The sequence below is a fragment of the Fusibacter tunisiensis genome (genome assembly GCF_016908355.1).
GTDB lineage: Bacteria > Bacillota > Clostridia > Peptostreptococcales > Acidaminobacteraceae > Fusibacter_D > Fusibacter_D tunisiensis.
Genome location: NZ_JAFBDT010000010.1, coordinates 16501 through 40057, shown reverse-complemented (window position 1 = coordinate 40057; position 23557 = coordinate 16501). Strand labels below are relative to the sequence as shown.

Below are 23557 nucleotides of genomic sequence, written 5' to 3'. Positions count from 1 at the left end.
ATACACCTCAATTTAATATAATTTTTCCAATACGGCATCACTTATTTTAAAAGTATGCGTAAGCGCCGGAAAAACACCCGACTTAACCTCGGAACAATAGGTTCTTACAGCCTCATCAATAGAGACGCCCAATTCTGCATAGTGTTTTACAAATTTTGGACTAAAATCACTTGTTAAGCCCAGCATATCTTGAATTACCAAAACTTGGCCATCACATCCAGCGCCTGCCCCGATGCCAATAGTAGGAATTGAAACGTGTTCAGATATAATACGCGCAAGTTTTTCAGGGATACATTCCAGCACAATTGAAAAACAGCCTATTTTTTCTAATAATTTTGCTTCTTCTATGAGCAATTTGGCTTGTTCCTCTGACTTGCCTTGAACTAAAAAGCCCCCCATTGCATTAACAGATTGTGGCGTCAAACCCAAATGTCCCATCACAGGAATTTGAGCATTTACAATTGCACGAATTTGTTTTTCAACAACACTTCCACCTTCAACTTTTACAGCATGTGCGCCAGTTTCCTTAATGATTCGTCCGGCATTTGCAACAGCGTCTTCGGCGCTAATATGATACGACATAAACGGCATGTCACAAACAACAAGAGCTTCTTCTGTGCCCCTTTTAACAGCTTTCGTATGATGTATCATGTCTTCAATGGTAACAGCAAGGGTATTTTCATATCCAAGCATGGTCATCCCAAGTGAATCGCCAACTAAAATGGAATCCACACCTGCTCGATCTAACACTTTTGCCATGGAATAGTCATACGCAGTCAACATGGTAATCTTTTCACCTTTTTGCTTCATTTCTAAAAACGTTGCAACTGTTTTCTTAGCCATTTTTTGCCTCCTCTAGCAATTTAAGCATTTCATCATACTTTTCTATTGCCAAATTTTTACGTTTAGCGATTTCCAATGTCTGGTGTGCCAATTCCAAATACAATGACATGTATGTTTCGTCCAAAGCTTCAAGATGTTTCTTTACAGTCTGTACATCTCCTCTGGAAATTGGTCCCGTTAATGCTTCTGTCGTTCCATTTTGCTTTATGTTTTCAAGAGTACCATCAATTAAAGGCATAAGTGCTTTTTTAGCAAAAGTTTTATCATAACCCAATTTTTCAAACTGCATAAAGCCAAAATCCAAGACTGTCACTAAAAAATTGGAAACAATAGATGCCCCCATGTGATAATTGGCTTTATAGGCACTTGGAATTTCAAATGTTTGAATGCCAATTAAATCTAACCATTCGACAACTGATTCTTCTACGTCCCCTTCAATACTAAACACTGTATTGGGAATTCTATTTTGAGCTGATTCTACGTCTGAAAAAGATTGCAGCGGATGTAAACTTAAAGTTTTTGCACCATACTGTTTTAAGGGACTCAAAATATTTGATGCATGCACACCACTTGTGTGGACTATAATCTTCTCATTGAGCATTCCTTGAAGGTCTTCCATTTCAGATACAACTTCAGTAATGGCATCATCGTTTACAGCTACTAAAACAAAATCATTATTTTGAATCACTTGAGACATATTTTCAAAAGCGATTGTATTATATGCGTTTGCAGTGTCTTGTACATGTTTGGGTGTCTTGCCATAAAATCCAGTCATTTGAACTTTTTTGCTTAAAAAATAGGCCGCCATTGACTTCCCTACTGCACCAGTTCCAATAATTCCGACTTTCATAAACAAATCCTTTCAAACACTAAAAAACTCTTTCTGCGCAAGACAAAAAGAGTTGGTTTACAACTTATATCTTTCAGTCTCGGGCCAGAGGCTCAGAGCCGTATTGTGTCAAACTAAAAAAAAATAATGTATGGTCCTACCGGTACCATCAAATCTATTATATCACAGAGTCAGTGATTCCCTAAAAAAAATATGTGATATTTTTGTTAATAAAAAAAGAATGTCCTTAACTTGGACATTCACACACATTTTGTTGTCTTTAATTAGTATTCACGTGTTTTCGTTTCATACATCATAGCATATTCGTGGTCTACTTCTGACTGACAAGTTTTACAAAGATTCCACTTGTTTACTTTTTTCTCATCACCACATCGTTTACAAAATTTCACTTCAAATTGATTGCCTCTTACAACATCTTTCATAAACTTGCCTCCTAATTTAAGTATTATTGTATACAATTATCCCTTTGTGAATATTGTACTCTAAAATAATTCATAAATCAAGATAAAACTCAAAAATAATTGGCATATATGAATTTTTTGTCTTTCCGACTTGCATTTTATGTGTTTATCCAGTTAAGTACGTCTTGAAGTTTTGGCCGATCTTGCATTCTAACGCGTGTCATTTTCTCTATAATTTCTGCATAATGAAACTGTATCGTTAAATGCGTTGTGTCAATAAGTCGCTTTAATATCATACCCATGGAAAAAACATCACTTAATTCAGAAACCATCCAAGGCTCATATACACTTTCTGGAGATCTATAGACATCAACTGGCATTGACTTGATGCACGTATAGGCCACATCTTGTAATCTGGATTGAGAAAAATCCATAAAAATCACACGTTCATTTGGTGTTATAAATATAGTTTCGGGTGTTAATGCACCTATTGCCACAGACTTTGAATGGACATATACAAGTGCATTTAATAAAACAATCACAAGGCGTTTAAAATCGACAAATGAGATATCCTCTTTGACATAATTTCCGATTGTTCTAGCTTCCACCCCACATGACGCAATGTTCAGTTGGCCAGATTCCACTTGATAATCAATAAGATCCATACAAGGTCCGCCTCTAAGCCTTTTCATCACTTCAATAACAATTAGCCCCGTATCTAAATCAAATGTCTCTTTTATGATTTGCATCCCCGTTTTTACATCATAATATATATTAGTTCCTTCCTTAACTGGTTTACACTGAAGTTGAATTTGATACATTAGTTTACCTCCACATTTCCATAGCAATTTTTACACGATGTGTACCCTCTATTCACAGCCTCTTGGAGATCAATGGGAATTTTACTTTTTCTGAGATGAAAGCAAGACTCGAGATGATATTTTACACCTGTATTTGTAATAAATACCGTGCTCGATTCAAAAGATAGCCCATCATCAGAAGTACTGTCCACCATAAAATAATCCGCTATATGGCTCTTTTTGTAGGTGGGAAACTTATAATCATACGTTAAATATACGATGATTAAGTTGGTGTGTTCAGTCGACTGAAATGAAACGTCAACATTGGAAACCATTGATTTCAATTGTGTGTTGTGTAAATCTTTCAAAATCTTTTGCGCCATTATGGATTCTGTTAATTTTTCATACGGATTCAAGAGCTCAGGTACCCATTTAAAATCATCACAGCTATTGGTTAATGTCCAGTCCATTTGTGTGTCGACATATAGTGTAAAAATTGTGCCTATGGACATAATCACCAAAGCCAGGGCCAAACTAAATACAATCACCGCTTCAATACTGGTACTGCCTTTAGTTCGACTTATTTTTTGTTTCAGTTGCTCAAAGTCCAATAGGCCCTCCTAAAATATAGCTCCTCTTGATCCCAATTTATCTCAACAGTGTGCCCAACAGAAAAATCATTCAACCCAAACTTTGCTTCTGATGCCTGCATAACATTAGCATCCAAAAGAGTCAACAGTCGATTTGTTAGGTCTTCCAATCGTGTTTTTATAAGCAGTAACCTTAGGTAATCTTGATAATACAGTTTAGGATCTGTAACCCCCATTGATTTAGAGTGTGTGTTGCTTTGCCACTCCCCAGCCAGTAATTGATTTAAACTCAAATGCCATTCCGTTTTGGGTTTAAACAGGTGATAACCTCTACCGGATTCAAGGCCGACTAGGTCTAAATACGCTTCTGTGGTTGACCAAAGTGTTATAACCCCAATTTTTGATATGATGTTCCAAGGTGCCGGTATCGATAGTACAAGCGCATTAATCTCTGACATCGTCTGTGGGTCTTTTAGAATCTGTGTCATATTCGCAAGCGTTCTAATGCCTATAATCTGCTGGCGTACGGTTCTTTTATTATCAGCATCTGTCGCTTTACCCCCTATCAAAAACTCGGCTTCGTACATTAATACAGAATCACGTAAGTCTTTATTAAGCGGGTTAAAACTTCTTGGAGATTCAAAATCACCACTCTTAAAAATGGCTAAGGCATATTCATTTAAAAAAAAGCGATCTAAACTGCTAATTTTAGGGGTTTCCCCCCATTTCATATCCGGTTTATCAAGTGTAAAACATTCAGAATCCACTTCAGAAAGTTGAAAATCAAATTGAGATACCCTTTGAATTAAAAGATTGATGGTTGATACAAGGTTTGGTTTTCCAATTCCCGTATTTCCGATTGCATTTGACAACCGTGCATCCATCTCTCTTTTTATATAATTACGGCGTAATCTGAGCCGATAGAGTTCATGTTCAAGCGCCTCTGTGGACGTGTTCTCATCTTCATTTTGAATCTCTTCTTTTATAGAATGAATAGCATTTGTTACTTGGTTAAGATTATTTTTTGAAATTTTAAGTTCTCTTAGATTGTCTTGTAGCGCAATTAATTGCTTTTCCATCTTAAGCATTGCTTCGTCCAAGTCTTGTCCCAAAAGGTCCAAAATTTCACTACTTACATTACTTTTTTTCCTAGAATCCATAAATGATTTTAAAAACGACTTATTCCCCTCAATTTTCTCAACAACCAAATGTGCTACTTTTGTAAATTGAGCTTGAGAAAAATCTTGACCAGAAAGTTCAAAAATCGCTGTACGTATTTCATTAATATCACTGAGTGCTTGAAGTGCTTTTTCCAGTTGATTAAGCTGAACGGTTAAATTTTCAGCCGCAGAAAAATCCAAGTGCAAATTCACAAAATCTTCTACTGCTTCTAATCCAACATCCCCCAAAATATATTGACCAGCTTGGTGTGTGGATTTTAATAAGTAAGTTGGCGCTGCCAAAGACATATGTTCCACTTTAAAATCTGTTTTGCTGGAATAATTTTCAAGCAAGTCTTGTAACATTGGTTGATTCACATAAGCCAATATGCCATAGGCTTCCATCAAATACTTATTGGACAGATCTAAACGAGCCTCGCTAATTTGAATTGCTGTCTTTAAAATTTCTTGTTTTTCTTGTTGTTTGTTGAGCGTTATAAAAACCCCCAAAAAACCAAGGACTAAAAAAGGCACAAGAATTATCATCAATATGGATACACTTCCGCGATTATTCTTCAACATATATACGCCCCCTTTTTAACAACAACCGTCTCACCAACCGGTTCTCAATTTTTTTCTCAAACGAGGCCTGAACATCAATCGTTTTCCTTGATGTAACTTTATAAAAAGGGTTGTCAAGATTTCGCTCTGCTGAATATAGGTACATTTCATGTGTTGGATACACATCAACATGTAAAGATAAAGGTTTGTTTTCTGAGATTACTTGCCAATTCATTGGCGCATATACAGCACCTAAAAAATCAAGTTCATAATATAAAATATGCCAGGTTTCAACACTGACATACACCCCAAGGGCCATAGAAAAAATTAACAAAATCAGTACAATGGGTAGAATAACTGCAATCTCACTTGTAAGCATTTGAACTCCTTTCACACCATCTTATACCATATAATATAATATTTTACATTTATTGTCAATTCTAGCGTAAAAAAAATGAGAGTTCCCTCTCATTTAATTGATTTTATATAAATTAATCTCCTGATGCCATTTTGCCCAAACGGTTTCTTTCTCTTACACGGTCTGTTTCATTTAAAATTCTTTTTCTCAACCTAAGCGCATCTGGTGTGATTTCAAGCAACTCATCGTCTTCTATAAAAGTGAGTGCTTCTTCTAAATTAAATGCTTTAGCAGCGTTAAGTTTTATAGCATCGTCTGATCCTGAAGCACGTGTATTTGTCAATTTTTTATTTTTAGTCGGATTTACTGTCATATCCTCTTTTCTTGAATTAATCCCCACAATCATACCTTCATATACATCAGTACCCGGATCAATCATCATAACTGCCCGATCTGATAAATTGAAAATAGAATAAGCCATGGCAGTTCCACCTTGTTGAGAAATTAGGACACCATTATTTCTTCGCGGAATATCACCACGATATGGCTCATAACCATAAAAAGATCTTAGTAAAATACCTTCGCCACGTGTAACATTTACAAATTCACTCCTATACCCCAAAAGCCCCCGTGTAGGTACTTTAAACTCCATTCGGGTATACCCATCTTCTGACTGCATCGTTTCAAGTGTCCCTTTGCGGATGCTGAGTTCGGAAATTACTGTTCCTGAATAATCGTCCGGTGTGATGGCAACAACTTTTTCTATTGGTTCCATACGAATGCCATCAACCATTCGAAACAATACTTGTGGCTTTGAAACTGCGACTTCATAGCCTTCGCGTCTCATATTTTCAAGTAAAATTGATAAGTGTAACTCACCACGACCTGAAACTTTGAATCCATCTTGTACCGAGTCCAATGGCTCAACTTTTAACCCTACATTTACTTCGAGTTCTTTATCCAATCGGTTCTTTAAATGACGATTGGTAACGAATTTTCCACTTTTTCCACAAAACGGCGAGTCATTTATTAGGAAGTTCATCGACAAGGTTGGTTCTTCAATTTTATGGATTGGAAGGGGTTCCATATGATCTGGATGACACAAAGTTTCTCCTATAGAGATATCATTAAGTCCCGATACAATTACCATGTCACCAGCTTGTGCTTTAGCAACCTCTTTACGTTGTAGACCTTCATAAACAAAAACTTTTCCAACACGACCTTTTTCAAGTTTGCCATCTCTTTTTGAAATACCTACCTGATCACCTTGTGACAGCGTACCTCTTATAACACGGCCAATCCCAAGTCTGCCAATATAATCATCATAATCCAATGACGAAATTTGGAGTTGGAGAGGGTCTGTACTACTGGCACCATATGGGTCTACATGTTCTAGAATTGTCTCAAAAAGAGGCGATAGGTCTTTTCCTTCATCACTTAATTCTTTCTGAGCAATGCCCGCTTTTGCAACGCCGTATAAAATTGGAAAATCAAGTTGTTCATCTGTTGCGCCAAGTTCCACAAACAAATCAAAAGCCAAGTTGACAACTTCTTCAGCACGTTGGTCTTTTTTGTCAATTTTATTTATAAATAAAATCGGTCTATGGCCAGCCTCCAAAGATTTCTGCAAGACAAATCGTGTCTGAGGCATAGGACCTTCACTGGAATCTACTAACAAAATAACGGTATCAACCGTTTTCATAATACGCTCTACTTCTGATGAGAAATCAGCATGGCCCGGTGTATCCACAATATTTATTTTGTGATTTTTATATAAAATAGAACAATTTTTAGAATATATTGTAATGCCTCTTTCACGTTCCAAATCATTGCTGTCCATTACACAGTCTGGCACAACTTCGTTTGCTCTAAAAACGTTGCTCTGATTAAGAAAAGCATCTACCAGTGTTGATTTGCCTGCATCAACGTGTGCAATTACTGCAATATTAATAATACCTTCAATTTTCATTCATTTCTCCACTTCATTTCGATTCTATAAACAACTATACCATTTTATACCATTTGGCTTGAAAAATATATAGAAATGTGTCTGATTTCTAAAAATTAACATCTCATAAAAAAAACACGTTTCCACATCTTTACGTGAAAACGTGTTGATTTCTTATTCAATAGACTTTAGCAGCCGTATATTTAGACGCTAACTTGAACAGTTCTGTGTTATAGCCGGCTTGGCTATATGCTGCGTCAATAGTTGTGTCTACAACATGCCACGCGCCATTTACATAAACTTCATTCCAAGCATGGTATTGTCCGCCAACTGCTTCTGAATACCCCTTGACCATTTTTGTGGGTATTCCTAGGCTTCTTGTCATGGATGCAAACAAGGCAGAATAATCATAACAGATACCAGTAGATGCTTTATAAATCTCGTCAATATCTGGAATATAGCCACTCTTCACAGTAGATGCTTTCTCATAATCATACGCTATGTTTTGTGTTACAAATGTATAAATTGCTTGAATCTGGTCCAAATCATGATCCAACTTGTCCGTTAATTGCTTTGCTTTAATAACAGCATCACTTTGACTTGACCAATTGATTTCAGAAATCGACTGTGTATAGAGCTTGTCATTTTCGATTGCCTCAACATCTATCTTTAAAGACTCTACTTCTTTATACCGATTGCCTTGTATGTGTGCCATAAGACGAACCGTATAAACACCTGATCCCATTTGCAAAGGATACTGTGAAATCTCATCTTTTGGAACAGCATATTGGTAACGCACGCCATCTTTCTCTACTAAAAGCAGCATGTCTGATTCGCCAACAGCCCCTTGGCTCAGTGTAACAATTTCTGGGCGGTCATTTTCATGCGCCAGTTTTAATTTAGAAATTGCATAATCAGGTGTGCCACTAAATACAAGGACACTCAAAATCACAATTGACACCAGTATTTTTTTCATAACAAAAAACTCCCTTCGGTAGCACGGCTGCCATTCCTTATAGGAAAGGCCCTATGGCTTTGCGTCCCATCGTTTCCAATGGTTTGCCTTTATCGGTGAAGTTCCAAATAACTTTACCTGTTTACAGTATATCATAAGTCATATATAGCACTCAATGATAAAAGGATTTCAATAATATGAACAGTCTGTTACGGCTCCAGTACCGCATGAACAATCAGCCGATGCGTCGGGTTAATTACTGGATCACATGTAACCAAAGTTATGATTCTATCCGTATCATTACGATACAATACAGATACATCCGTAGGTTCAACAATATGCGTCTTATAAACTCTAAATTTATAATTTTCTGAAGCCGTTTGTATTTCGATTAAATCTCCAACTTCGAGTTCATCTAAGCGATTGAGTTTTCGCCCATATGTCCGCCCTCTATGACCTGCAATACCTGCGTTTCCAATCTCACCTATTTGAGAAGTTCCTTCAATAGTAGCAGCTCCACGACTTAAATTTAAATCTGTTGCACCCTTTAAAAGGGCCATTTCTACTTCGATTTTAGGAATAATAAGCTTGCCGATTATATCCCATTTAGGTGCGGGGGCTGCAGTGGTTGGCGGTGTTGTTTCCGGCTCTGTCGTTGCATTCTCAGAAGGCAACTCAATTTCAGGAACCGTAAACTCTTCTACAACTGGATATGCCTCACTTTCCGTTTCAAATTCTTCTGGTTCGCCTTCGACAAAAATTTCATCTAGTGCAATGTAATCTGATGCCACCACATCCTCTACACCAATTCCAAGTGCAATTTGATCTTCGAACTGAGCCAGCAATCGTTTTTCCCAATAAATCCCATATATTGTGTCCACTAAAGGATATGCAGCAACTAAAACACCCAAAACAATTAAGCCGATGGCAATTTTATTTCTCATGGTCACCTCACACATACTATTTTTCTTTTTTATACCCCAAAAAAAAGCACGCTACACGTCTACTGTGCATGTGCTTCTTACAATTTTCTATAAATCTAAGTCTTTAAATTTAGTCATGCCACCAACGAAAATAAGTGTAATACCAGTTCCAATAAAAAAAACACCCAAAGTCAACCGCACATAAAAATTAACCCACTCAAAGTAACCACTCAAAATTAAAAGTAAAACTGTAAACAGTATAATTTTGATGCCAAGTTTTCTCATAATGCCTCCGTTTTTATTATCTCTTGAAGACCTTCCGAAATATAGGATTTAAGCCACCGCATAACATCGATGGCTGTTATAGAAACACCATCCAAGAGTTTTTTAATTTCTCTTGTATTTAATGAAAAACAATTCCCATTATAGGAATGTGTATAAATCAAATCCATTTTCTCTGAAGCATTAATTATGGTTAGAAGGGTATCTGTCATATTTCCAAGCGGAACTCGATCAATATGACTGTGCTTAAAAATCGCAATGATTTCTGTACCATTTCCTAAATGTGAATTAATCTCAAATCTGCCAGCGCACTGTTCAGCTGAAAGTTTAAATAAGGGTATCCCTAAGCCAACCTTACGGGTTGTTCTCGTGGTATAAAAAGGATCTACAACCTTTTTTACCGTTTCCGAGTCCATTCCATGTCCATCATCTTTTATTTTTATGGTCAACAAATCGCTTTCTAAGTCCTCAATTATAGCAATTCGTAAAGTTTCAGCCTCTGCGGCTATTGAATTTTGAGCAATGTCCAATATATGCAAAGAGAGTTCTTTCATTTTAGTTCCTTTCTTTTCAAAGCCTTAATCACAGAACCAATCGTTTTGGATTCAACCTCTAAAAAATTTTCTGGCTCACTTATATCTTCCAAATAATGGGCATCTGAATTGTAAATGTAAGCAAAATTATTTTTAAGCACATCTGAAATTTCTTTGTTTTTCATCACTTCAAGTGTTGTAAAAGCCAAGTGAGGAGGTATAAAACCAAGATTGTACAAAATGCTGTTGCTGTCTTTATTGACATGGGCCGGAATCATGATGCCTTCATACCGTTCAACAAGGGCATACAAGTCATCTATGGACAAGTCTATGGAAAGAATCAAAGCCAGTGGCATCTCACCCACCACTTCATCCTTGTCATTCATAATCCATTGATTTCCAAAGCGATCTGGTCTATTGGGGATCTGCATTCTATATAGGTCCAATTCAGTTTCAAAAGTTTCTAAATTCTTGACATGAGGAAAATAGCACAATACATGAACTTCTTCTCGCGTCTGAACTTCCATTCCCGGCAAAACGAGAACGCCCAAATCATTTCCAATACCAACGCATGCCGAAACATTTTTCCCGCTGTTATGGTCTGTTATGGCCACAACATCCAAGCCTTTAATCCAAGCCATATTCATGATGTTGTTCGGCGTCATGTCATCAGAGCCACATGGCGATAAACAGGAATGTATGTGCAAGTCATAACTAATTTTCACTATTGAACGCCTTCTTTATAAAGGATTTTAAATATTTCAAAAGTTTCAAGTTGCGTCGAAAGAATAACAACTGATTCTGCGTTGGCTTTTTCAATTGTATCCTTGTCAATTTCAATGCCTTCAGGAATAATAATACATGCAAAATCAAGCAAAGATGCAACTGCCAAGATGTTGCTATGTGTTTGGACAGTAATCCAAGCTGTATCGAATTTTCCTTTTGCCATTACCCAACTCAACAAATCGCAAGAATAAACATTTTTAATCTCACGGTCTATATCCGTTCCCGCCATGAGTTTAAACGCATGTGATTCAATAAGGTCTTTAACAATCATCTTCATTGCCTCCAATTCCCATTTTAATAAATATACAATCCTCTAATTTTGCATGTCCATTGACAATGTCTTCTGCCAACACCCTACATGTTGGTGCGCCACAAGCACCACAATTTACCCCCGGAAGATTTTGTGTCAACGCTTCTATACGCGCCATCTTCTCAAGCGCTTTTGAAAAATCCTGATCCAGTTTAAAAATTGGCATGGGCTTTATCGGTAAATCCCACTCCATATTATCGGCATTTAGGTCAATATCAACGTCAACAGGAAGATCCATGCCATATTTTTTACTAAGTTTACGAATCCGATTTTTCCCTATAAATGTATTTTCAACATTAAGGGGTCCCCCAACGCACCCATTAACACAGGCATACCCTTCAAAAAAATCCAGTTTATTGAGTTTGCCAAGCTCCATCGATTCAAGAACTTTAATAACTTCTTCTATGCCATCGACAGCAATATAATCTTCAATGCCCATAGCATAACTCTGTCCGCCAACGCGTCCCCAACCGATGCCTTTTCCTGTCGCTCTTTGAAGCTGCTTTGTTGGTTTCACATGATCAATTATTTTCATCACTTTATAATAGACTTCTTCTGTGGATACAGCTTCATCTAAATACGATCGGTCTAGTCCTATAGGATTTTTTATGCTTGTTATTTTTGCTGGACACGGTGTAATGTATACAACCCCAATGTCATCCATGCGCATACCCTCAGAGACCAATCTTCTTTTTACGGCTCTTGCTGCAATTTCCATAGGCGATTCCAATTTTATGATATTATCAATAAGGGTGGGAAACCTTATTTGAATTAATCGTGTAATCACAGGACAATACGTTGAAATTAAAGGTTTATTAACCGATGCCTTATCCAATATTCTATTTTCATACACAGATAAAAGTTCTGCAGCATGTGCCACATCATATACTTCATCAAACCCCAATTCTAAAAGTGCATTATAAACGGTATTCATATCATACTGTTCTGGAAATTGACCATAGAAAGAGATTGCCGGTAACGCAATTGTATATTTGAATTTATTTAAGACACTCAACTCGCTTACCAACGCCCCTTTTGCATGATAAGGGCAAACTTTCAAACATTCACCACAATCAATGCACCTGGATTCTATAATCTTGGCCTTATGGTCTATGATCCGGATCGCTTGAGTTGGGCACCTGCTTAAACACTGTGTACAGCCATTGCAGTAATCTTTTTCCAAAATAACCGAATGCCAATACTTCTTATCCATGAAAGCCTCCAAAAACTCAATTTATTTACTTTGTATTGTAAAAAACAACCATTTTTATACGTGTTCCAACCCCCACTTCGGATTCGATTTCAAATGTATCACTTACTTTCTCCATATTAGGGAGACCCATTCCAGCTCCAAATCCCATTTCTCTTGCTACTGCTGTAGCGGTTGAAAAACCTTTAGTCATGGCAAGCGACACATCTTTAATTCCCGGACCATTATCCTCGACATAGAGTTCAATACAATCTTGCTTAATAAAAACTTCTATGGTGCCTCCATTTGAGTGAATCACCAAATTAATTTCAGCTTCATAAGTTGCAATTGCAACTCTTCTAACGATATTCGCATCAATCGCTAATTGTTTAAGCATTTGCTTGATTTTACTTGACGCCTCTCCTGCTCGTGTAAAATCGTCATTGTCAACAGTATAGTTTAGCCGCATCGCAACATTTTCTTCATTTTTTATAATCGAACCCATAAACGCTCCTTACAGTTCTATTCCACGAAGTCCTTCTTGGTACAGTAGACCTGAAACAGTAAACATGGGTTTCTGAGTTACCATTAAAGTAATTTTTTTCTCATTGGCCAATGCGATAACATCTTCTGTAGGCCTTTTACCCCTAACAAAAAGAATGACCTTTATATCCAACATTTCCGCCGTTCGAATTACTTGATGGTTTACCAGTCCGGTTATCAAAAGTGTGTCCCCTTCTACATATGCCAATACATCACTCATTAAATCCGAACCAAATGCAACGTGCACTTCATGTTCAATTCCCGTTTCATATGCTATGACATCTGCTTTGATAATCTCCGCAATGTTTTTTATCTGCATATTACCTCCTATGCTGAATACAGAGCTTTCTTGTTAAGTTATTATTTTAACAATAATCACTCTCATTATAGCATTTTTAAATCAGGACTTCAATTTCTTTTAAGATATCTTTTATAACAAACTCTATCCCTTGGTTGGCATCCACTTTTCGAATGCGCTCAGGAAACCGTTCCAATAATGCCAAATAGCCTTCTCTTACTTTTTCATGAAACTCTTCATGCTCCAGATCTAATTTATTGATTTCACGATTAGGATTTGAATTAATCCGCTGTAGGCCAATTTGGGGATCAACATCCAAATACAAGGTCAAGTCTGGTAAAAATCCCTCTGTAGCAAATAGATTCATGTCATAAACCTCATCAACCCCAATTCCACGCACAAATCCCTGATAAACCATAGAAGAATCAACATAGCGATCAAATACAACAACATCAACACCAGATTTAATGGCCGGTAATACCTTTTCAACCAGATGCTGCCGTCTTGCCGCTGCAAAAAGTAGGGCCTCTGTTCGATGATCCATTTCCTGAGCCTGGGCATCCAAAATAATCGCACGTATACGTTCTGATATCGGTACCCCTCCTGGTTCTCGTGTAAAAAGAACCGACTTATTCATGGCCTCAAAATGCTGTTTTAAGGCTTCAATTACAGAGGTTTTTCCAGCCCCTTCTCCGCCTTCTAGGGATATTATTTTTGTCATTCAATAAGCCTCCTTAAGTTACTATCTTCTATTTTAAACTATTTTACTGCTTAAATAAACAAAGAAACCCACCCTAGGGTGGATTTCTTTGAAAAGTTAATGTATGGCTTAAAGAGGAAATTTCTCTCTAGCAACATAATGTGTGTGGAGAAGCTCATGCGCCTTATGGCTATTTGGTTCTCCCAAGTACTCATCGTAAAGTCTCTTTATTTCTGGATTCTTATGGGACTTTCTAACCGATTTTGATGCATCTTCATCATAAAGTGCTTTAGCTCTTTCCTGACGAATGTCAATGACATTTCTAATGTTGGCAGGAACGATTGGTTGTCCACCCCCATTGACACAGCCACCTGGACAAGCCATCACTTCAACAAAGTGGTAATCCGCTTCCCCAGATTTGATTTTATCTAAGATAATACCTGCATTTGTTGTGTTATGAGCCACTGCAATTTTAACATCCATACCACCGATGTTCACAGTTGCTTCCTTGATGCCTTCAAGTCCTCTTACAGCAGTATATTCAACTTGCTCGACTTCAGTGCCAGTTAACACATCAGCAACCGTTCTAAGCGCAGCTTCCATAACACCGCCTGTTGCACCAAAGATAACGCCTGCACCTGAGTAGTCTCCCATAAATGCGTCGAATGTGCCTTCTTCCAACTTATCAAATTCTAACCTTGCTTCTTTTATCATAAGCGCCAATTCACGTGTCGTAATGGACACATCCACATCTGGAACCCCATTTACAGCCAATTCAGGACGGATAATTTCTGATTTTTTTGATGTACATGGCATTACGGATACAACAATGATGTCTTTTGGATCCAATCCATTTTTCTCCGCATAATAACTTTTAGCAAGTGCACCGAACATATTTTGTGGCGATTTGCAAGATGATAAATGTGGTAACAATTCTGGATATTGGAACTCAATATATCGCACCCAGCCTGGTGAACAAGACGTAATCATTGGCAATACGCCACCATTTTTAATTCTTCCAATTAACTCAGTGCCCTCTTCCATTATCGTAACATCTGCCGCCCAGTTTGTATCAAAAATCTTTGCAAAACCAAGTTTTCTAAGAGCAGTAGCAAGTTTACCTGTAACATTCGTTCCAATAGGATATCCAAATTCCTCACCCAAAGCAGCGCGAACTGCCGGCGCAGATTGTACAATTACATGTTTGGTTGGATCTTCAAGATAATTCCAAACAATATCTTTAGCAGGCTTTTCTGTTAATGCACCAACTGGACATACAGTCATACATTGACCGCAATAAATACAAGGTGCATCTTTCATACTCATGTTAAAGGCAGGCCCAACTGCTGTTTCAAAACCTCTATTGGTAAAGTCTAATATGCCAATTCCTTGAACTTCTTTACACATACTTACACAACGTCCGCATAAGATACATTTGCTGGTGTCCCTAATAATGGAAGGTGATAAATCATCATAAGTCCCTTCACGCTTAGCACCTGTATATCGAATATCTCTAATGCCAAGTTCTTCAGAAATACTTTGAAGTTCACAATTTTTACTTCTTACACATGTTGTACATTCTCTATTGTGATTTGCTAAAATTAATTCTACGGTATTTTTTCTCGCTTTTCTTACGCGATTATTATTTGTGTTAATAACCATACCCTCACGTACTGGGAGCACACAAGAAGCTTGAAGCGCTCTTGCGCCTTCAACTTCCACCACACAAACCCTACATGCGCCAACTTCGTTGATATCTTTTAGAAAACATAAAGTTGGGATATCAATGCCTACAGTTCTGGCAGCTTCCAAAACTGTCAAATTAGATGGCACTTCATATTGATTGCCGTTTATAGTAACTGATACATTCCTCACGATTCGCACACCTCTTTCTCTTAATCTAGTGAACTGACCCACTACTGTTTAATAATTGCTTTCTTCGGACACTTAGGAATACATGCACCACACTTGATACAAATCGCTTGATCAATGGTATGCAGTTGCTTAACTTCCCCAGATATTGCATCTACCGGACAAACACGCTTACATGCGGTACATCCAATACAATCCTCAGTAATTACAATTGACAACAGATCTTGACATTGTCCAGCAGGACATTTTTTATCGACAACGTGAGCAATATACTCATCTCTAAAATACTTAAGTGTTGAAAGTACTGGATTTGGTGCTGTTTGACCCAATCCGCAAAGTGAAGAATCTTTAATTGAATACGCCAATTCCTCAAGTTGATCTAAATCTTCCATTGTGCCATTACCAGATGTGATTCTTTCTAAGATTTCAAGCATACGCTTTGTACCTTCTCGACATGGCACACATTTTCCGCAAGACTCTTCAACTGTAAAATCAAGGAAGAATCTAGCAAAGTCAACCATACAGTTTGTATCATCAACTACAATCATACCACCAGATCCCATCATAGATCCTAAAGCAGTCAATGTATCAAAATCAATTGGTGTATCCAAGTGTTCTTCTGTTAAGCAACCACCTGATGGACCACCCGTTTGTACAGCTTTAAATTTACGTCCATTTGGAATGCCACCACCGATGTCAAAAATAACTTCTTTTAAAGTTGTTCCCATTGGAATTTCAACAAGACCAGTGTTGTTAATTTTTCCACCAAGTGCAAAGACTTTTGTTCCTGGTGATCTTTCAGTTCCAAATGATGTAAACCATTCTGAACCGTTGAGTATAATTTGAGGAACAACTGCATACGTTTCAACATTATTAATGACAGTTGGTTTGCCAAAGATACCTTTTTGAGCTGGAAATGGTGGCTTTGGTCTTGGCATCCCACGCTCACCTTCAATTGATGCAATTAAGGCTGTTTCTTCACCACAAACAAATGCACCTGCTCCTAATCTAATTTCCATATCAAAACTGAAATCTGTTCCAAAAATTTGGTCGCCTAAAAGTCCCATTTCTTTTGCCTGTGCAATTGCAATTCCAAGTCTTTTAACTGCTATTGGATATTCTGCACGAATATAAACGTATCCCTTTTGTGCCCCAACTGCATAAGCAGCAAGCGCCATTGCTTCAATAATACTGTGTGGATCGCCTTCCAATACAGATCTGTCCATAAAAGCACCTGGATCGCCCTCATCGGCATTACAAGCGACATACTTAATGTCCCCTTCAGAAGCCCTTGTAAATTCCCATTTCAATCCAGTTGGGAAACCACCGCCGCCTCTGCCACGAAGTCCAGATTTTTTAATTTCGTTTATAACATCTTCAGGTGACATAGTTATCAAAGCTTTTCCTAAAGCTTGATACCCATCAAATGCAATATATTCATCTATGATTTCTGGATTAATTACACCACAGTTCTTAAGTGCAACTCTTTTTTGCTTTTTATAAAAACCAACGTTATTTATAGACGTTTCTATCTCTGTTACAGGTGCCGCTTTGTCAATGTAAAGCAAGTCTTTAACAATTCGACCTTTTAACAAATGCTCTTCTACAATTCTGTTAACATCATCTTGTTTTACATGAGAATAAAATGAACCTTCTGGATAAACAATACATATTGGTCCAGCTTCACAAAGGCCAAAACAACCAGTGCGAACAACTTTCACTTCTTTTTCCAATCCCTTTTCTTCAAGGGCTTTATTAAACATTTCTTCTATTGTTAATGATCCTGATGAAACACAACCGGTTCCCCCACAGACCAACACATGCGCTCTATAAAAATCCATTTGTCTACCTCCTGAAATATGTTTACTATTCAACTGACCCGATTGTGTATTCCTTCACAATATTGCCATTAACAATATGTTCTGCCACAATTCTTCTTGCCTTTTCTTCCGTCAATTCCACATAGGTGACTTTTTCCTCACCTGCTCTATAGACTTCAATTAACGGTTCAAGTCGACATACGCCAATACAACCAGTTTGCGTAATAGTAACATCTTGGAGTTCTCTTTTAGCAACTTCGTCCATTAAAGCACTCATAATTACACGTGCACCTGCTGCAATTCCACAAGTTGCCATACCAACTACAATTCGGGTGCCATTTTTTTCTTTTCGGATATCAACTTTTTTAATCGCCTGATCTCTAAGCGCTTTTAATTCTTCTAAAGATTTCATTTCAGCCTCCCTATCTAACCCTTATATTTCGCAATGATTCCCGGAACATCATCTAGTGTTAAACGCCCATAAACGTCTTCATTTACAGTTAAAACTGGTGCCAAACCACATGCACCAATGCATCGCGTTGCTTCTAATGAAAATTTACCATCAGCAGATGTTTTTCCAACAGCAACCCCAGTTATGTCGGCAATCTTGTCAACAATTTGTTGAGCCCCTCTTACATAACATGCTGTTCCCAAACAAACACTGATTAAGTACTCACCTTTTGGTTCCAACGTGAATTGAGAGTAGAAAGTAACCACACCATAAATTTCAGCCATCGGTACATTTAATTTTTCAGAAATCACTTTCTGAACCTCAATTGGAATCGCACCAAAAATATGTTGTGCTTCATGCAAAATCGGCATTAAAGGACCTTGCATGTCTTTGTGTGATTCAATTACTTGATCCAATTTTTCGAAATTCTCTTTGGTTAGATAATTCTTGGCCATCAATGTTTCCTCCTTATACATACTTCACGACAGTCTTTCGCCATACACTGCCAATTTGCAACATAAGTTGCTTATCGTTTGTGAATAAATTAACTTTATCTTTTGAGATTATAACATACTTCACAATGATTGTATAGAGTTTAACAATCTATTCTTTTTGATAAATTTCCGTAACAAATACAGGTCAGAAAAAAGAGTGAAAACCCTTTAATTTTCAGAATTTTCACTCTTTTTGTGGAAATATTTATAGATGCTAATAGCAACATTTTTAGGTATGTTTTCAACCGCCTCAATTTCTTCTATTGGGGCCTGTTGAATGGCGTCAATAGATTTAAAATGTTTAAGCAATAAAATTCTCCGTTTACCGCCCACACCTGGAATTTCATCTAAAATAGAATGCGTCATTTCTTTGGACCTTAATGATTTATGGTATTCTATTGCAAATCGGTGGACTTCTTCCTGAATTTCACTGACTAACCTAAAAGCACTGTTATAATTTTTGAGCCCTTTAAGGTCACCATTATAAATTAAATCATGTGTTTTGTGAAAATCATCTTTAACCATACCCGCAACAGGTATATGAATTTGCATGGCATTTAGAATCTCTTGAACGGCATTCACATGGCCTTTGCCACCATCAATCAAGAGCAAGTCTGGGAAAACAGAAAATTTGTGCCCAGATTCATTGGCTATTTTCTGCTCTTCGAGTCCTCTCTTAAATCGTCTGTAAATAATTTCTTGCATAGATCCATAATCATTGGACCCTTCAATTGTCTTTACCCGATATCGCCTATAATCACTGCGCTTTTTAAGGCCATCATCATAAACAACCATGCTTCCAACAGAGTAAACACCAGATGTATTTGAAATGTCATAAGCTTCTATGCGTTTCATTGAAAGGTTATCAGGAAATTCCAATAGTAGCCGCAACTCTTTTTCTGCCTGGGCCTTTAGAGACATTTCTTTTTCAATTCTCGTTTGAAATTTGACAATATATTCCTTAGCATTTTTCGCAACCCATTCAATAGTCTTCTTTTTTTCGCCTCTTTTGGGTACGCCAATGGTTACTTTATGCCCACTTAATTTACTTAACCACTGCATATATAAATCCATGCCATCCAGTTCATCAGAAATATAAATTTCTCTTGGAATTTCAGTGCTTCCAGAATAATACTGTCCCAAAAAGGATGCGAGCAAGTCTGAAGCGGATTCATGTTGGCCACCAGATAAATTAAACGATTCCCGCCCTTCAATTTTTCCGTTTCGCATTTGAAAGAGCATCACGCAAGTTTTTTCTTCAAAGCTATAATGTGCAATATAATCTTCATTGCGATCACTTGTCACAAGTGCCTTTTGACGTTCATTAAGGGCTTGAAGGGCCATAATTTGATCACGTAAAACCGCTGCCTCTTCAAATCGCATCTCTTCAGCAGCTTTTTCCATTCTGCTCTTAATTTCTCGAATCAACCATTCCTTGTCCCCATTTAAAAATCGAATAATGTCCTCAATATATTTCCCATATGCTTCCTTGGTTATTTTGTGATTACAAGCACCGGCACATCTACCAATATGATAGTTTAAGCATGGCCGGTCTATTTTCTCTGTTATTTTTCGGCTGCATTCTCGAATTGGAAAGATATTTTGAATAACTTCCAAGGCTATTCGTACATTTTCAGCACTGGTATAAGGTCCATAATAACGGTGTGATCCCTTGGCGTAAGTACGTGTCATATAAACGCGTGGGAAGTCTTCCCCAAGCGTTACAACGATATAAGGATACATCTTATCATCTTTGAGTAAAATATTGAATCTCGGTTGATTTTTTTTAATTAAATTGGATTCCAAGATCAAGGCTTCCACTTCATTATCTGTAATGATGTACTCAAATTGAGCAACATTTACAACCATCGTCTGAACTTTTGGCGCATGCTTATCAAAGCCACTAAAATAAGAACGTACTCTATTCTTAAGATTCTTTGACTTCCCAACATAAATAATTGTTCCCTCTGAATCCCGCATAAGATAGACGCCTGGTGCATGTGGTACTGTTTTTAATTGTGTTTTAATACTCTCTTTGACAACAAAGGTTTGCATCACTTACCCCTTCAAAATTTTCTTCAAGAAGTGTCCGGTATAGGAGTTTTTAACTTGTGCAATCTTTTCTGGTGTCCCAGTTGCAACTAGAGTTCCACCAGCGTCTCCGCCATCTGGTCCAAGGTCTATAATATAATCCGCACATTTTATAACGTCTAGATTATGTTCTATAACAACAACAGTATTCCCAGCATCCACAAGACGTTGGAGGACATGAATTAAATTGTGTACATCAGCCGTGTGGAGCCCTGTGGTTGGTTCATCTAAAATATAAATGGTTTTACCTGTACTAATTTTACTGAGTTCTGTTGCCAACTTAATGCGTTGTGCTTCACCCCCAGAAAGTTGCGTTGAGGGTTGACCCAATTTTATATAATCCAGGCCAACTTCATGTAGCGTTTTTAACTTACGCTTAATTCTTGGAATACTGTCAAAAAAAGCCAAAGCTTCTTCAACTGTCATATCAAGAACATCTGCAATACTTTTGCCCTTATATTTAACTTCCAACGTTTCACGATTATACCGCTTGCCTTTACAGACATCGCATTGAACATAAACATCAGAAAGGAAATGCATTTCTATTTTTATGATCCCATCGCCCTTACAATGATCACACCTACCACCATTGACATTAAAGCTAAAACGCCCTTTTTGATAACCGCGCATTTTTGATTCAGGTGTTTGAGCAAACAAATCACGAATATGATCAAAAACACCTGTATAGGTCGCTGGATTTGACCTTGGAGTTCTTCCAATTGGTGTTTGATCGATTTCAATCACCTTGTCAATGTGGTCAAGTCCTAGTAAATCTTCATGTTTGCCTGCTTTGATTCGGCTTTTATTTACTTTGATTGCACATGACTTATAAAGAATTTCATTAACAAGGGTACTCTTTCCTGATCCAGATACACCTGTTACCGCTGTCAAAAGGCCAATCGGAAAATCTACATCAATGTGCTTAAGATTATTCTCAAAAGCCCCAACAACGCGAATTGAATTCCCTGTCCCTTCCCGACGCTTATCTGGCACTTCTATTTTTTTCTTTCCAGACAAATACTGGCCTGTAATGGAATCTTCAGAAGCCAAAATAGCATCAATTCGACCTTCAGCAATGATGTGCCCACCATGTTCACCTGCACCGGGTCCCAAGTCTAAAATGTAGTCCGCTTGGCGAATGGTGTCTTCATCGTGTTCAACAACAATAAGTGTATTGCCAAGATCGGTTAAGTTTCTAAGTGTTTTAAGTAACTTTTCATTGTCTTTCTGATGCAAGCCAATACTTGGTTCATCTAAAATGTAGAGCACTCCAACAAGTCCTGAACCAATTTGGGTCGCTAGTCGAATACGTTGTGCTTCACCACCAGACAATGTTGCCGCCGCTCTGGATAAAGTCAAATAATCCAAGCCAACATCTTTTAAAAATTGCAGTCTTGAGACAATCTCTTTTAAAATTTGATCCGCAATGTGACGTTTTGAACCTTCGAGGTTTAATTTTTCAAAAAAACTTAAAGAATCTCGTACGGGCAGACAAGTAACTTCCCAAATATTGAGTCCTCCAACTGTAACGGCTAAAACATCCTCTTTAAGTCTCTTCCCATGACAAGTACCACACGCAGTCATACTCATAAATTCTTCAATTTTCTCTCGCATATACTCTGAGTTTGTAGACTGATACCTTCTTTCATAATTGACCACTAGCCCCTCAAATGGTCTATTGAATTCAGATTCTCCCACGTACCGACTGTCAAAAGAAAAAGTTATACTCCGATCTCCTGTCCCATAAAAAATTTCATGTTTCACGTCTTCAGGTATGTCTTTAAATGGTGTGTCTAATGATACACCTGACGTCTCCAGCAGCGCTTGAATCACAGACACATAAAATGTGCCATCGCCACTGTTGGCAATCGGCAAAAGCGCACCTTCGCTAATAGATAATTTGGGGTCCGGTACCATTAAATCCGGGTCAACAGTTTTCATAAACCCCAGACCATTACAGTCTGGACAAGCACCATAAGGCGCATTAAACGAAAACATTCTTGGTTCCATCTCCATAATACCTTGTCCGTGTTCTGGACATGAAAACTGTGTGCTAAATGTTAAATCTTCACCCTCTAAAACTTGAACCACAATGATATCATCTGTTAATTTCAATACAGTTTCAATAGAATCTGTCAGTCTTTTCTGAATGCCATCCTTAATAATCAACCGGTCTACGACCACTTCTATCGTATGCTTTTTATTTTTATTGAGATCAATAGAGTCACTTAAATCAACGGTTTCACCATTAACACGTGCACGCACGTAGCCTTCTTTTCTAAGTGTTTCAAATACCTTTTGATGCTGACCCTTCTTTCCAACAATAACAGGTGCCAAAATCTGAATTCGCGTCCCTTCGGGCAACTCAAAAACCTTATCTACAATTTGATCCACTGATTGTGGTGCAATTTCTCTGCCACAGACTGTACAGTGTGGCGTCCCCACACGTGCATACAGAAGTCTTAGATAATCGTAAATTTCCGTAACGGTTCCCACACTAGACCTTGGATTTTTACTCGTTGTTTTCTGATCAATTGAAATTGCAGGCGATAAACCTTCAATATACTCGACATTGGGCTTTTCCATCTGCCCTAAAAATTGTCTGGCATAGGAAGACAAACTCTCTACATACCGTCTCTGCCCTTCTGCATAAATGGTATCAAAAGCCAATGAAGATTTCCCTGACCCACTCAATCCTGTAATGACAATCAATTCGTCCCTAGGAATCCTTACATCGATGTTTTTTAAATTGTGCTCCTTGGCACCTTTTACAATAATTTCATTTAAACTCATACTCGC

At 37.6% G+C, this 23557-nt stretch carries 24 protein-coding genes and 1 riboswitch; all 24 genes read right to left on the bottom strand.

The features are described 5' to 3' along the window. Window positions 1-12 precede the first annotated feature (12 nt). The 24 genes from panB to uvrA all read right to left on the bottom strand — a co-directional run bounded on the left by panB (window position 13) and on the right by uvrA (window position 23551). Complete coding sequence (gene panB, locus JOC49_RS07500) at window positions 13-843, bottom strand: 3-methyl-2-oxobutanoate hydroxymethyltransferase (protein ID WP_204663951.1); 831 nt, start codon at window positions 841-843, stop codon at window positions 13-15. Next, window positions 836-1693, bottom strand: coding sequence for a Rossmann-like and DUF2520 domain-containing protein (locus JOC49_RS07495; protein WP_204663949.1), 858 nt, complete (start codon window positions 1691-1693; stop codon window positions 836-838). Before JOC49_RS07495 ends, panB begins: the two co-directional genes overlap by 8 nt. A gap of 263 nt (window positions 1694-1956) precedes the next feature. Further along, window positions 1957-2115, bottom strand: a complete 159-nt coding sequence (locus tag JOC49_RS07490; protein ID WP_204663947.1) for a hypothetical protein — start codon at window positions 2113-2115, stop codon at window positions 1957-1959. Window positions 2116-2252: 137 nt separating this feature from the next. Then, on the bottom strand, window positions 2253-2915 hold the full coding sequence (locus tag JOC49_RS07485; RefSeq protein ID WP_204663945.1) for a protein kinase domain-containing protein: 663 nt from the start codon (window positions 2913-2915) through the stop codon (window positions 2253-2255). Next, a complete protein-coding gene (locus JOC49_RS07480) occupies window positions 2915-3505 on the bottom strand; it encodes a hypothetical protein (RefSeq protein ID WP_204663943.1) in 591 nt (196 codons plus the stop codon). Before JOC49_RS07480 ends, JOC49_RS07485 begins: the two co-directional genes overlap by 1 nt. Continuing rightward, window positions 3487-5226 (bottom strand): DUF5702 domain-containing protein, encoded by a 1740-nt coding sequence (locus JOC49_RS07475; protein WP_204663941.1) that lies wholly within the window; start codon window positions 5224-5226, stop codon window positions 3487-3489. Before JOC49_RS07475 ends, JOC49_RS07480 begins: the two co-directional genes overlap by 19 nt. Continuing rightward, a complete protein-coding gene (locus tag JOC49_RS07470; protein ID WP_204663939.1) occupies window positions 5213-5584 on the bottom strand; it encodes a hypothetical protein in 372 nt (123 codons plus the stop codon). Before JOC49_RS07470 ends, JOC49_RS07475 begins: the two co-directional genes overlap by 14 nt. A 112-nt stretch (window positions 5585-5696) precedes the next feature. Continuing rightward, window positions 5697-7532 (bottom strand): translational GTPase TypA, encoded by a 1836-nt coding sequence (typA, locus tag JOC49_RS07465; RefSeq protein ID WP_204663937.1) that lies wholly within the window; start codon window positions 7530-7532, stop codon window positions 5697-5699. Between the two features lie 157 nt (window positions 7533-7689). Beyond that, entirely contained in the window at window positions 7690-8487 is a 798-nt protein-coding gene (locus tag JOC49_RS07460) for a transglutaminase-like domain-containing protein (RefSeq protein WP_204663935.1), read from the bottom strand. A gap of 14 nt (window positions 8488-8501) precedes the next feature. Further along, window positions 8502-8585, bottom strand: a riboswitch (cyclic di-GMP riboswitch). A gap of 90 nt (window positions 8586-8675) precedes the next feature. Then, entirely contained in the window at window positions 8676-9410 is a 735-nt protein-coding gene (locus JOC49_RS07455; RefSeq protein ID WP_204663933.1) for a class D sortase, read from the bottom strand. A gap of 87 nt (window positions 9411-9497) precedes the next feature. Then, window positions 9498-9674 (bottom strand): hypothetical protein, encoded by a 177-nt coding sequence (locus tag JOC49_RS07450; RefSeq protein WP_204663931.1) that lies wholly within the window; start codon window positions 9672-9674, stop codon window positions 9498-9500. Further along, window positions 9671-10225 (bottom strand): ATP-binding protein, encoded by a 555-nt coding sequence (locus tag JOC49_RS07445; protein WP_204663929.1) that lies wholly within the window; start codon window positions 10223-10225, stop codon window positions 9671-9673. The genes JOC49_RS07450 and JOC49_RS07445 overlap by 4 nt, the downstream gene beginning before the upstream one ends. Beyond that, on the bottom strand, window positions 10222-10929 hold the full coding sequence (locus JOC49_RS07440) for a phosphoesterase (RefSeq protein ID WP_207754701.1): 708 nt from the start codon (window positions 10927-10929) through the stop codon (window positions 10222-10224). Before JOC49_RS07440 ends, JOC49_RS07445 begins: the two co-directional genes overlap by 4 nt. Next, window positions 10929-11261 carry an AraC family transcriptional regulator gene (locus tag JOC49_RS07435; protein ID WP_204663927.1) on the bottom strand — a complete coding sequence of 111 codons (333 nt, stop codon included), beginning with the start codon at window positions 11259-11261 and terminating at the stop codon, window positions 10929-10931. The genes JOC49_RS07440 and JOC49_RS07435 overlap by 1 nt, the downstream gene beginning before the upstream one ends. Next, a complete protein-coding gene (locus tag JOC49_RS07430) occupies window positions 11251-12513 on the bottom strand; it encodes a [Fe-Fe] hydrogenase large subunit C-terminal domain-containing protein (RefSeq protein ID WP_204663925.1) in 1263 nt (420 codons plus the stop codon). Before JOC49_RS07430 ends, JOC49_RS07435 begins: the two co-directional genes overlap by 11 nt. A gap of 25 nt (window positions 12514-12538) precedes the next feature. Further along, a complete protein-coding gene (locus tag JOC49_RS07425; RefSeq protein ID WP_243423637.1) occupies window positions 12539-12994 on the bottom strand; it encodes an ATP-binding protein in 456 nt (151 codons plus the stop codon). 9 nt (window positions 12995-13003) lie between these two features. After that, the gene (locus JOC49_RS07420) at window positions 13004-13351 is read right to left on the bottom strand and encodes a DRTGG domain-containing protein (protein ID WP_204663923.1); all 348 of its coding nucleotides are present in this window, start codon (window positions 13349-13351) and stop codon (window positions 13004-13006) included. A gap of 76 nt (window positions 13352-13427) precedes the next feature. Continuing rightward, on the bottom strand, window positions 13428-14051 hold the full coding sequence (gene tmk / locus JOC49_RS07415; RefSeq protein ID WP_204663921.1) for a dTMP kinase: 624 nt from the start codon (window positions 14049-14051) through the stop codon (window positions 13428-13430). A 108-nt stretch (window positions 14052-14159) separates the two neighbouring features. After that, window positions 14160-15905, bottom strand: coding sequence for an NADH-dependent [FeFe] hydrogenase, group A6 (locus JOC49_RS07410; protein WP_204663919.1), 1746 nt, complete (start codon window positions 15903-15905; stop codon window positions 14160-14162). Window positions 15906-15946: 41 nt separating this feature from the next. Next, window positions 15947-17743, bottom strand: a complete 1797-nt coding sequence (nuoF, locus tag JOC49_RS07405; protein ID WP_204663917.1) for an NADH-quinone oxidoreductase subunit NuoF — start codon at window positions 17741-17743, stop codon at window positions 15947-15949. 25 nt (window positions 17744-17768) lie between these two features. Continuing rightward, window positions 17769-18134: a (2Fe-2S) ferredoxin domain-containing protein gene (locus tag JOC49_RS07400; protein WP_204663915.1), complete on the bottom strand. Its 366-nt coding sequence runs from the start codon at window positions 18132-18134 to the stop codon at window positions 17769-17771. Window positions 18135-18148: 14 nt separating this feature from the next. Continuing rightward, the gene (locus tag JOC49_RS07395) at window positions 18149-18628 is read right to left on the bottom strand and encodes an NADH-quinone oxidoreductase subunit NuoE family protein (protein WP_204663914.1); all 480 of its coding nucleotides are present in this window, start codon (window positions 18626-18628) and stop codon (window positions 18149-18151) included. Window positions 18629-18835: 207 nt separating this feature from the next. After that, window positions 18836-20722, bottom strand: a complete 1887-nt coding sequence (gene uvrC / locus JOC49_RS07390) for an excinuclease ABC subunit UvrC (protein WP_204663913.1) — start codon at window positions 20720-20722, stop codon at window positions 18836-18838. A gap of 3 nt (window positions 20723-20725) precedes the next feature. Beyond that, window positions 20726-23551 carry an excinuclease ABC subunit UvrA gene (gene uvrA, locus JOC49_RS07385; protein WP_204663912.1) on the bottom strand — a complete coding sequence of 942 codons (2826 nt, stop codon included), beginning with the start codon at window positions 23549-23551 and terminating at the stop codon, window positions 20726-20728. Window positions 23552-23557: the final 6 nt, after the last annotated feature.